The sequence below is a fragment of the Streptomyces aureocirculatus genome, from assembly GCF_000720475.1.
Lineage (GTDB): Bacteria > Actinomycetota > Actinomycetes > Streptomycetales > Streptomycetaceae > Streptomyces > Streptomyces aureocirculatus.
The window spans coordinates 60,266-70,857 of record NZ_JOAP01000037.1 but is presented as its reverse complement, the minus strand read 5'-3'; the positions used below and the strand labels follow the sequence as shown (position 1 = coordinate 70,857).

Below are 10,592 nucleotides of genomic sequence, written 5' to 3'. Positions count from 1 at the left end.
GGGGGTTGGGGGGGGGTGCTCAGGCTTCGGTGACGGCGCGGTGCAGGGCGTAGGTGTCCTCGAAGAGGTGGTAGCGCGTGACTTGGCCCCCGGTGACCGTGAGATGGGCCGCGAAGGGTGTGGTCAGCGGCTTCCCGTTGGCCTTGACGGTGTCGCGGAGGTGGCCGAGGATCACGCCCTGTTCGCCGTCGACCACGATGTGCGTGACGGTGAACTCCTCCGGCTGCAGGTACTCGTGGAGCTCTCGGAAGAACGCCATGACGCCCGACTGACCGGACCGGTTGCCCGACCACGGCACGTCCGGGGAACCGGGGGCGACCCACTCCACCGACTCCGAGAACAACCGCACCGCACCGTCCAGGTCCCGCTCCTGAAGACGGTTCAGATAGGCGTCGATCACTTCTCTGGTGGCCTCGGCGGATCCCGTGGGGGACTGAGTGGACATCTCACCAACTCCTCGTCACGTGCCGTCCCTGGTCGTGGAGTTCCAGTGTGGTGCGCCTGTGGCGGCGAGCGTAAGCCAGACGCCCCATTCCCGCCACGAGTTGGCGATCCGCAGCGGGTCCGGCCGGGCACTGATGTGGAAGCAGGACTCGAAAGCTTGCGCGTGGCGCCAGTGTGGTGCAACTATGGCGCCATGGAACTCGCGCGGTATGTCGACAGCCTGCGCCAGGAGCTCTCGGGCGTGGTGGAGACGGGGGACGAGGCGACACGGGAACTCGCCGAACGCCTTGTCACGCCACTGTCCTCCGCCGTCCGCCTCACGCTCCTCGACGCCCTGTCGGCCGCCGCTGACGAGATCACCCAGGAATTGAGCACCGGTTCGGTCGAGATCCGGCTGCGAGGTCTCGATCCGACCTTCGTCGTGACGCAGTCCGCACCTGAGCAGCAGTTCGACGAAGACCCCCGGCCCGCCGTCGGCCACACACGGAACGGAATGGCGCCATCCATGGCGTCACTGGCGCCAGCCGTGGCAGTCGAGGACGGGAGCACGCCGACCGAAGAGGGGGGCGCACCGGCCAAGGAGGAGAGTGCGCCCTCGCGCATCAACTTCCGGCCGCCCGAGCACTTGAAGGGGCGCATCGAGGCGGCCGCGGTCCGGGAACGCCTCTCCGTCAACGCCTGGCTTGTCCGCTCGGTGTCGGAGCTGCTCGACACGGAGGAACACGAACGCCGCGCGGAGCGCCGCACCCCCCACGGCATCCCGGGCAACACCCCGGGCAGCTCCCAGCGCTATACGGGCTGGGTGACATGACCTAGCGGCCCTCAGCTTCGGGCCGGCCGTGCCGATGCACGCCGGTACCGATCCCGCGGCCCCGGAAACCGACCTCCCCCGGCGGTTTCCGGGGCCGCACCCTTTTCCTGTCGCGGCCCTGCGACTGACTTCCCGTCAATAGAGCCGGCCGGTACGCGCTCGGGAGAATGCCGTATCGCGGAAGCCCTGATTAAGGGACCGGGTGCAGTTGTTCCTCGGTTCGCCGCGGCAGGGGAGCGGGGCAGCAGGGCAAATGCCGTGGAACGGGCCGGTGCGTCAAGCGCTGATAGGTATATGCAGCCGAAACCAGCGTCATGTGGTGGTACCAGCCGGGAAAGGAACGGCCCTCGAAGTCGAGAAGGCCGAAGTGCCGTTCCATGCCCGCCACCGCGGTGGTGGTGCCGGCGCGATGGGTGGCCAGCGAGGCAACGTTGTCGAGTCGCTGATGGGTCAGACTGGTGATCCACATGGTCCCCGGGCGGCCTTCCGGAAGAGCCTCGGTGAAGAGCCGATAGGGGTACTCCGGTGTGGCGCCGGGCCGCGCGCCGGGCAGCCGCACGAGGACGGACTGGGCGCGGGTGTGCTGCTGCCTGCCGTCCGGCGCGGTGACGAGCACCGGGTCGATGTGGCCCGAGGAGATGTGGACCCGCGCGCTCACCGGCTCCGGGGCGCCGGGCGTCCGTTCGCCGACCGGGAGCACCTTCAGATGCTGGGGAACGGCGACGACGAAGTCCCGGGCGCGCTGGCTGAGCCCGCGCAGGAACAGGTTCACGTCCGGGTCGTCGCTCATGTCGGCGACGACGGGCGTGGCCGTTCTCGCGGTCCGGGCGTGCAGGGTGTCGACCAGGTCCAGGGCCTGCGCCCACAGCGGGCGGTGGCCGACCCCGTCGGGGATGCGGGCGCGCCTGCGGAGCTGGGGGTCCTCGGTCCATGGCGCGGGAAGCAGCAGCCGCCAGTCGACGGGCACCTGTAGGGAACCGATGCCCAGGAAGGCGCCGAGCCCGAGCTGGCAGTTGAGGGTGCGCCCGGACGCGGGGTCGAAGTAGCGGTGCACGCCCACCGAGCGGTCCCCGCGCTTGGGCAGGACCGCGCGGCCGATCGCCCAGGTGGCGGCCGGTCCATGGCCCTCGGCCCAGCGCGTCAGCTCGTACATGACCGGTTCCCAGTCCCAGGGGCTCAGGCTCACGAACTGCCGCAGGGACTGCACCGCGGTGGGGGACGGGGAGACCGCGCCCGCGAGCCGGCGCACGGACTTCTTGCCGGGAGTGATGAGCAGCCCCGCGAGATAGGCCCCCGCCCACCGGCGCTGGTCCGCCCGGCGCAGGTTCTGGAAGACCTGGTCGGTGAAGGTGCTGAAGGGGGACGCGAGACGGGTTTCGGGCAGCTCGGTCTCAGGCACCCCACTGACCGGAGTCGATATGGGCAATGCGCAGGGCACAACCATGCTGCGATCCCTCCCGGACGTCCCTGAGCGGCGGCTGCCGAGCGTCGAGTCTAGGATCCGCGAGCGCGTCGCACCATCTTGCGGCGGGTGTGCCCGGTGTGGCAACCACGCCAGCAAACAGCGCCCGCGCGCGAGCGCGCGACGGGCGTACGGCGGGCCCCCGCGGGTGCCTGTGGGCGCCCTCCGGTACTGGTCGCGTACTGCTCGCGGAGGTGCGGCGGGACGGTGCCGGGGCCCTCGGCCGCGCGGTGGCGGCAGCGGAGCCGCGCGGAGTGCCGCGCCGCCTCCGCTTCCTGCCGTGGCCGCGGCCCGCGCCTCCCGTCGCGGCGCGCGCCGCGAACTCCGCTCGACACCGCTCGACTTGTGCGGGCGGCTTGTCACGGTTGCCTCGCCGATCCACCCGGAAGCTGCTCAAGTGACGTGGCTCATACTGGCGTTAAGGGTCCGTATGGAAAATACTGGGGCTCTCTGGGTGTCCGTGGATTCCGCTATTGGCTCGCCATTGGTGCCCGCCGCGTCAGAACCGGCCGTTCCCGGCTCGCAAACTCGCCGAGGCATCCGCGTTCCCTGGCGGTCTCCTTCTCTTCTGCAACTGTTTCGCCACAAGATGGGTTGGCTGAATTCTTGCTTCTCCTGGCGGAAGTTGATCGGTGATGCACATGCGGAAGGGCGGGATCCGCGTACCGCGCACCCGGGACAGCGATAGCGAAGCTGAGCTATCTTGTTCGAACTTCGAAAAGTCGCGACGAGCGACGGCCTCTTCCTTGAATCTCCAACAGGCGCCGGGTTCTACTCGGGTAGGCCTTGGAAGAGACCGCTTGCGAGACGGGGGCTCGGTGCCGACGGGGGACGTCGACGACCGCCACCTGATCACGCGAGGGGTCGTGGTCGAGGCGAACGGGGCGAGTAGTTGAACGGGGCGAGTACTTGATGTACGTATCTGCACACATGCCGACTGAATGCCTTCTGCGCGGTCCTGACGGGCGCGCCGAACGGCCGGACCTGCCCGTGCGCTGTGCCGGCGGCCACCTCGAACGGTGAGGAAGGGCCGACGGCGTACGAGCACGTTGCCACGCCGACGGATCCAGCCGTGAGTTGACGGAACTCTGACGACCCGAATCGGCGAGCGGCTTGCACAAGCCCTCATCCGGCCGATCGGCTGTGATTGATAGGCCAGCCTGTGCCTCGCGCTGCGCGAGGGCGCCCGATCCGTGAGGGATCCGGACTTGGCTGCGCCATACCCGCATGGCTTTTTCCCGATCGGATGCGGACTGTCGCGTCCGCGTCCGTTCGACGTTCATTCACATGGAGGCATGATGACGAACCAGGTCAGCGACGTAGAGGACTCCAAGGTAGTGCTGTTCCGCAGAAACGCGACCGCGGTTCCGCGGCAGCGGAAGCCCGGAGTCGACGAGCGTCGTGGCCAGGTCCTGACGACGAAGGTGGGCCTGCAGATGCCGGCCGGGCTGACCTTCGAGGACTGGGAGCGGGCCGGACGCCAGCTCTCCGGAATCGTAAACTCCTCTTCCTGGTGGCTCGGGGACTGGCTGGTATACGGCAAGGACCACTACACCGACCGCTATCAGCGTGGAATCCGCGCGGCCGGACTGCAGTACCAGACGCTGCGCAACTACGCGTGGGTGTCACGGCGGTTCGACTTCAGCCGTCGCCGCGCGGCGCTGAGTTTCCAGCACCACGCCGAGCTGGCGTCCCTGCCCATCGACGAGCAGGAACTCTGGCTCGACCGCGCCGAGCAGATGCAGTGGACGACGAAGCAACTGCGCAGCGCCATCCGGGACGCCCGTGAGGACGAGGTGCGTGACGGATCGGGGACCCCCGAGACGATGCGACGGCTCGCCGTTCCGGGCAGCCGGCTCCAGTGGTGGCACAAGGCCGCCGAGCAGTCCGGCATCGACTTCGAGCAGTGGGTGCTCGCGACGCTGGACAACGCCGCCGAGCGCGCGCTGGTGGAGGAGGAAGAGGCGCAGCGGGAGCAGGCGGGCATCAGCGCCTGAACCGTGCGGCCGCACCGGCCGGGCCGGGGCGACCCGGACGTCCGCGAGCGGCACGCCGCGTGAACGGCATGACGTCCGTGAACGGCACGTCGTCCTGAACGGCACAGTGTCCGCGAGCGGCATGACGTCCGTGAACGGCACGACGCCCGTAAGCACCACAGCGTCCGCAAGCTGTCCACCGTCCGCCGAGGTCAGGGCTGTTGACCTCGGCGGACAGTCATGCACCGCGCAGGGCCCGGGCTCCTCCTGAAGGGAGCGCGGGCCCTGCGCCGACGCGCTACGGCAGCTTGCCCATGAGCTGTGCCGCAGCCTGGTGCCGGGTGCACTCACGGTCGCCGAAGGACCGCTGCACGCGCTCCTGGACTTCGTCGGGCTGCTCCTGGCTGAGCTTGAACATGCCCTCGGCCCCGGTCACCTTGATGCGGAACGCGCCCACGGCCGGGACGATCTTCCGGAAGTACTCCAAGGACTCCGTCATGTCCCACCCGGCGCCGAAGTCCTTTTCGTAGGCGCGCACGGTGGCCTGTACGACCTCGAGGGTGTTGTCTATCCCCTCGATCTTCTCCACGATTCCGTGCACATGGACCGAGGTGAAGTTCCATGTCGGTGCGGCAGGCGTCACCTCGTAGACCGTCGGCGAAACATAGCCGTGCGGTCCCGTGAACGTCAGCAGATTCACGCTGCCCGATTCCAGGGACTTCCAGTGCGGGTTCGCGCGGTTCATATGTCCGAGGAGCCGGCCGCCGGCGAGGTCGTTGGACCATTCGCCGTGCCACTCCGGGTCCTGTATCACCGGCAGGTGCGTGACGAACGGGCCCTCCTCGGGGCTGCCGTTGCTCACGAACTGGGCCAAAGGATTGCCGCGGATGATGTCCAGCATCCACGAACTGTCCGGCTGGCGGTACTGGCTGGGAACGAACATCCGGAGTTCACCCCTTCGTTGATATCACTCACGGTATGGTGCCAACTCGCCGACGCTACCAGGGCATTGAGAGTCGTCGGCAAGAAAGTTGACTGGGCCACCGGGCTGTCCTGTCGGCAGGACAGTGGTGCTTGGCAGACAGTACGGCCGGTTCCCCTTGAAAGGTACGCCCGGCCCCTCTAAGTTGGCGTGGCGGTGTTCTCAGGCGCAATACTGAACGCGTGTCTCCCGGATCACCGGTCGAGATTATCGAGACCATCAGCCCTACGTCGGACGAGAGTTGACAGCATTTCCGACCGAAGCATTTCCATCCAAGGTCATCTTGGGTAACCGCAATTGCCTCATCGAAAATGCGGAAGTCCCTGTCGAAGTCGAAGCTACACCAGCGGGAGATAAATCTATGGGTACTCGTGAGCGCGAGATATACGACATCGTCGGCATCGGGTTCGGCCCGTCCAACCTGTCTCTCGCCATCGCCCTCGAAGAACATCAGGGGAATTCCCCGGAACAGCCGGTCACGGCCACGTTCTTCGAACGGCAGCCGGAATTCGGCTGGCACCGCAACATGCTGCTTCCACAGGCGACGATGCAGATCTCGTTCCTGAAGGACCTGGCGACCTTCCGCAACCCGCTGTCGAAGTACAGCTTCGTCTCGTACCTGCACGCCTCGAACCGCCTCGTGCAGTTCGTGAACAACCAGGACTTCTTCCCCACCCGCCAGGAGTTCCACCAGTACCTGCAGTGGGCGGAGGCGGGCTTCAAGGACCGCGTCTCCTACAACTCCGAGGTCACCGAGATCCGGGTGGTCGACGAGGAGACCCCGGGCGGCGACCAGCATCTGGAGGTCGTGGTCCGCGACACCGTGGGCGGCGGCACCCGCGTGGTGAAGGCCCGCAACGTCACCGTCTCCACCGGCCTCGTGCCCCGTATGCCCGAGGGCATGGAGCGCGACGAGCGCGTGTGGCACAGCTCGGAGTTCCTCGCCAAGTTCAACAGGATGCGGCCCGAGGAACTGAAGAACGTGGCGGTCGTCGGCGCCGGCCAGAGCGCTGCCGAGATCACCAAGTACCTGCACGACATGCTGCCGCAGGCCCAGGTCTCGGCGATCCTGCCGTCGTACGGCTACTCCGTCGCGGACGACACGCCCTTCGCCAACCAGGTGTTCGACCCGAACGCGGTCGACCACTACCACTTCGGCACCGACAAGACGCGGGACGCGTTCTGGCGCTACCACAAGAACACGAACTACTCCGTCGTCGACGACGCCGTGATCAGGGAGCTGTTCCGGCGCAGCTACGAGGAGGAGGTCGCGGGCGCCCAGCGGCTGCACTTCCTGAACCTCACCCGGGTCAAGGAAGTCAAGCGTTCCGGTGACGACACCCGTGTCGTCCTGCACACGCTGCTCGACGGCGAGACGGAGCACGAGATGGACGTCGACGCGCTCGTCTTCGCCACCGGCTACAGCACCATGGACCCGACCGGACTCCTCGGCGACCTGGACCGCTTCTGCCTGCGGGACACCGAGGGCCGCCACCAGGTGGAGCGCGACTACCGCGTCGCCACCACCCCGGAGCTGTCCTGCGGCATCTACCTCCAGGGCGGCACCGAGCACACGCACGGCCTCACGTCGTCGCTGCTCTCGAACATCGCCGTCCGCAGCGGTGAGATCGCCGACTCCCTCGTCGGGCGGCGCGGCACCGGCGCGAAGGCCTGAGCCACGTCTGAGTCACCCACGCACGGACCGGCCCGTCAGGCCCTCGCTGACGGGCCGTTCGCCTGCCCGGGTGCGGGGCACCTGCCAGGTGCGGGCAGGTCCGGAGGCCGGGGCTACGGGCAGAAGGCAGGTCCGGAGGCCGGAGCCGCGGGCATGCGGCAGGCCCGGGGGGCCGGGCTGCGGACATGAATGGGCCCCGGCGCCGCTATACGGCACCGGGGCCCACCGCGTCAATGACGCGTTGGCGCGAGCCAGGCTCAGGCCGCCGCGTCCGCGGCCATCGCGTCACGCAGGCTCTTGGGACGCAGGTCGGTCCAGTTCTGCTCCACGTAGTCCAGGCACTCCTGGCGGGCGGCCTCACCGAACACGACCCGCCAGCCGGCGGGGACCTCCGCGAAGGAAGGCCACAGCGAGTGCTGCTCCTCGTCGTTCACCAAGACGTAGAACTGGCCATCCGCGTCGTCGAACGGGTTGCTGCTCATGGTCCACTCCAATTCAAGCCTGCCCGGTGCCTTCTCCGTCTGAAAGCACCGATTCCATGTACTGAGTGACACAAGTCCGTGCCGTCGGGCTTGCGTCCCGATCGAGCCTGGCACAGACGCGCCAGCCCCGTCATTGTCGGACCATACGGGCCCCGGCGTCCAGACCCCCCCGCGCCCGGGCGAATTGCCCGGTGCCGCCCTCGCGCCCGCTGTGGCAACTCCGTTAAATCCACGCAGCGGCCCCGACAATGTCAGGGAAAATGTGACGGGCGTCCCACGGAGGACTGCGAACCTGGTGTCCGTACGTCCATGAGACCGGTGCGGGCCGGGCCAGGCCGGCGGTTCCTGGCCGCGGGCACGGAGTTCTCCGGGCCCTCGGCAACGGCGGCCCGCTGTCCCGTGGACAGGACAGCCGATGCCGGCAGCCTGAATTGCCTGTAGTTTGTTGCGGGTTGTTGGCCCGGCCCTGCGCGTCGGCGCCGGTGGTACATCGGTGAGCTGCCAAATCAGCGATGCGGGCGTTCAACGGGAACGGACGGACGGGAGGCCGGGTGCGGCGCTCCGTCGTCAGAATCGAGGAATGGGGCGGCTCGGGCCATGTCATTGCCAGTGGCCCCCTCGGCTTTCTCAGGCAACTGGGAACTTCCACCAAGGAGTAGTAGCGCCATGAGCGTCACGGCAGCAAAAGGCTTTTCGGCCGCGGGTGTTGCGGCCGGAATCAAAAGCAACGGAAATCCGGACCTGGCCCTGGTGGTGAACACGGGACCGCGGCGGAGCGTGGCGGGCGTCTTCACCTCGAACCGTGTGAAGGCCGCGCCCGTGGTGTGGAGCGAAGGGGTCATCAGGACCGGTGCCGTCGGCGCTGTCGTCCTCAACTCCGGCGGCGCCAACGCGTGCACCGGCCCCGAAGGCTTCCAGGACACCCGCGCCACCGCCGAGAAGGTCGCGGCGAGCCTCGGCGGGCTGCGCGCCGGTGAGGTCGCCGTGGCGTCCACGGGGCTCATCGGCGTACGCCTGCCGATGGACAAGCTGCTCGCGGGTGTCGACACCGCGGCGGACGCACTCTCCGCGGACGGCGGCGAGGACGCGGCCGTCGCCATCAAGACGACCGACAGCGTGCACAAGACGGCGGTGTACGAGGGCGAGGGCTGGACGGTCGGCGGCATGGCCAAGGGCGCGGGCATGCTCGCCCCCGGCCTCGCCACGATGCTGGTCGTCCTCACCACCGACGCGGACCTCGGCAACGACGTCCTGAACAAGGCGCTGCGGGCGGCGACCCGGGTCACCTTCGACCGGGTCGACTCCGACGGCTGCATGTCCACCAACGACACGGTGCTCCTGCTCGCGTCCGGCGCCGCCGGGGTCACCCCCGCGTACGCGGAGTTCGCCGACGCCGTGCGCACCGTCTGCGAGGACCTGGCGCGGCAGCTCATCGGCGACGCCGAGGGTGCCTCCAAGGACATCCGCATCGACGTCGTGAACGCGGCGAGCGAGGACGACGCCGTGGAGGCCGGGCGCTCCATCGCCCGCAACAACCTCCTCAAGTGCGCCATCCACGGCGAGGACCCCAACTGGGGCCGGGTGCTCTCCGCCATCGGCACCACCGCCGTCGCCTTCCGCCCCGACCGGGTGAACGTCGCTATCAACGGCGTCTGGGTCTGCAAGGACGGCGCGATCGGCGCGGACCGGGACTCGGTGGACATGGGCGGCCGCGAGGTCGTCATCACCGCGGACCTCGCCGCCGGCGGGGCGTCGGCCACCTTGTGGGCCAACGACCTCACCGCCGAGTACGTCCACGAGAACAGCGCGTACTCGTCATGAGGATCAGCACCCAGGAGCACCCCGCACTGGTCAAGGCGCAGTCCGTCATGGACGCGCTGCCGTGGCTCAACCGTCACCAGGGCAAGATCTGCGTCATCAAGTTCGGCGGCAACGCCATGATCGACGACGAGCTGAAGGCCGCCTTCGCGCACGACATCGTCTTCCTGCGGCACGCCGGGCTCAAGCCCGTCGTCGTACACGGCGGCGGCCCGCAGATCAGCAAGGCCCTGAAGCTGCACGACATCGAGAGCGAGTTCAAGGCGGGCCTCAGGGTCACATCGCCCGAGGCCATGAACGTCGTCAGGATGGTGCTCGCGGGACAGGTGCAGCGCGAGCTGGTCGGCCTCATCAACCAGCACGGCCCGCTCGCGGTCGGCCTCACCGGCGAGGACGCGGACACCATCACCGCCGTCAAGCACTGGCCGGCGGGCGCGGAGGGCGAGAAGGTCGACATCGGCCGCGTCGGCGAGATCGCCGGAGTGAACGCCGGCGCCGTCGAGGCGCTGCTCGCCGACGGCCGCATCCCGGTCATCTCCCCGGTGGCCCGCAGCGTCGACGACGACTACGTCTACAACGTGAACGCCGACACCGCGGCCGCCGCGATAGCTGGCGCCCTGAACGCCCACACGCTCGTCTTCCTCACCGACGTCGAGGGCCTGTACGCGGACTGGCCGAACAGCGACGAGGTCATCAGCAGGCTCAGCGCCAGCGAACTGGAGAAGATCCTCCCGGAGCTCGCCGACGGCATGGTCCCCAAGATGGCAGGCTGCCTGCACGCGGTCCGCAACGGCGTGGGCAGCGCGCGGGTCATCGACGGGCGGGTGCAGCACTCGGTGCTGCTCGAGATGTTCACGCGTGAGGAGATCGGCACGCTGGTCATGCCCGACATCGAGGATGATCTGCGCTGAACGGGGCCGCCGACCGAAGGCCGCGATGAGC

General features: G+C 68.5%; 9 protein-coding genes. 5 read left to right on the top strand and 4 right to left on the bottom strand.

What is annotated here, in order from left to right; genetic code table 11:
• Positions 1 to 19: 19 nt before the first annotated feature.
• Positions 20 to 445 (bottom strand): nuclear transport factor 2 family protein, encoded by a 426-nt coding sequence (locus tag IG78_RS0129075; protein WP_030568444.1) that lies wholly within the window; start codon positions 443 to 445, stop codon positions 20 to 22.
• 192 nt (positions 446 to 637) lie between these two features.
• On the opposite strand from IG78_RS0129075, the gene IG78_RS0129070 reads away from it, so the two are divergent.
• Positions 638 to 1,255 carry a hypothetical protein gene (locus tag IG78_RS0129070; protein WP_030568442.1) on the top strand — a complete coding sequence of 206 codons (618 nt, stop codon included), beginning with the start codon at positions 638 to 640 and terminating at the stop codon, positions 1,253 to 1,255.
• Positions 1,256 to 1,445: 190 nt separating this feature from the next.
• Here IG78_RS0129070 and IG78_RS0129065 read toward each other — a convergent pair whose 3' ends face one another.
• Entirely contained in the window at positions 1,446 to 2,639 is a 1,194-nt protein-coding gene (locus IG78_RS0129065) for an IS701 family transposase (RefSeq protein WP_037684871.1), read from the bottom strand.
• Between the two features lie 1,376 nt (positions 2,640 to 4,015).
• Here IG78_RS0129065 and IG78_RS42830 point away from each other — a divergent pair.
• A complete protein-coding gene (locus IG78_RS42830) occupies positions 4,016 to 4,714 on the top strand; it encodes an LmbU family transcriptional regulator (protein ID WP_225881912.1) in 699 nt (232 codons plus the stop codon).
• A 277-nt stretch (positions 4,715 to 4,991) separates the two neighbouring features.
• Here the strand turns inward: IG78_RS42830 and IG78_RS0129055 are convergent, their stop codons facing one another.
• Positions 4,992 to 5,636, bottom strand: coding sequence for an FMN-binding negative transcriptional regulator (locus IG78_RS0129055; protein ID WP_030568436.1), 645 nt, complete (start codon positions 5,634 to 5,636; stop codon positions 4,992 to 4,994).
• 400 nt (positions 5,637 to 6,036) lie between these two features.
• Between IG78_RS0129055 and IG78_RS0129050 the strand changes: the two genes are divergently transcribed.
• A complete protein-coding gene (locus IG78_RS0129050; RefSeq protein ID WP_030568434.1) occupies positions 6,037 to 7,350 on the top strand; it encodes a lysine N(6)-hydroxylase/L-ornithine N(5)-oxygenase family protein in 1,314 nt (437 codons plus the stop codon).
• 257 nt (positions 7,351 to 7,607) lie between these two features.
• Here IG78_RS0129050 and IG78_RS0129045 read toward each other — a convergent pair whose 3' ends face one another.
• Complete coding sequence (locus IG78_RS0129045; RefSeq protein WP_030568432.1) at positions 7,608 to 7,832, bottom strand: MbtH family protein; 225 nt, start codon at positions 7,830 to 7,832, stop codon at positions 7,608 to 7,610.
• 666 nt (positions 7,833 to 8,498) lie between these two features.
• Between IG78_RS0129045 and argJ the strand changes: the two genes are divergently transcribed.
• Both argJ and argB read left to right on the top strand, forming a co-directional pair.
• Positions 8,499 to 9,653: a bifunctional glutamate N-acetyltransferase/amino-acid acetyltransferase ArgJ gene (gene argJ / locus IG78_RS0129040; protein WP_030568430.1), complete on the top strand. Its 1,155-nt coding sequence runs from the start codon at positions 8,499 to 8,501 to the stop codon at positions 9,651 to 9,653.
• The gene (gene argB / locus IG78_RS0129035; RefSeq protein WP_030568428.1) at positions 9,650 to 10,561 is read left to right on the top strand and encodes an acetylglutamate kinase; all 912 of its coding nucleotides are present in this window, start codon (positions 9,650 to 9,652) and stop codon (positions 10,559 to 10,561) included. Before argJ ends, argB begins: the two co-directional genes overlap by 4 nt.
• The last annotated feature ends 31 nt before the right edge of the window (positions 10,562 to 10,592 follow it).

What these genes read in the sequence shown, in the direction of transcription:
- IG78_RS0129075 (WP_030568444.1), bottom strand. Translation starts at nt 445, where the DNA reads ATGTCCACTCAGTCCCCCACGGGATCCGCCGAGGCCACCAGAGAAGTG.
- IG78_RS0129070 (WP_030568442.1), top strand. Translation starts at nt 638, where the DNA reads ATGGAACTCGCGCGGTATGTCGACAGCCTGCGCCAGGAGCTCTCGGGC.
- IG78_RS42830 (WP_225881912.1), top strand. Translation starts at nt 4,016, where the DNA reads ATGACGAACCAGGTCAGCGACGTAGAGGACTCCAAGGTAGTGCTGTTC.
- IG78_RS0129055 (WP_030568436.1), bottom strand. Translation starts at nt 5,636, where the DNA reads ATGTTCGTTCCCAGCCAGTACCGCCAGCCGGACAGTTCGTGGATGCTG.
- IG78_RS0129050 (WP_030568434.1), top strand. Translation starts at nt 6,037, where the DNA reads ATGGGTACTCGTGAGCGCGAGATATACGACATCGTCGGCATCGGGTTC.
- IG78_RS0129045 (WP_030568432.1), bottom strand. Translation starts at nt 7,832, where the DNA reads ATGAGCAGCAACCCGTTCGACGACGCGGATGGCCAGTTCTACGTCTTG.
- argJ (WP_030568430.1), top strand. Translation starts at nt 8,499, where the DNA reads ATGAGCGTCACGGCAGCAAAAGGCTTTTCGGCCGCGGGTGTTGCGGCC.
- argB (WP_030568428.1), top strand. Translation starts at nt 9,650, where the DNA reads ATGAGGATCAGCACCCAGGAGCACCCCGCACTGGTCAAGGCGCAGTCC.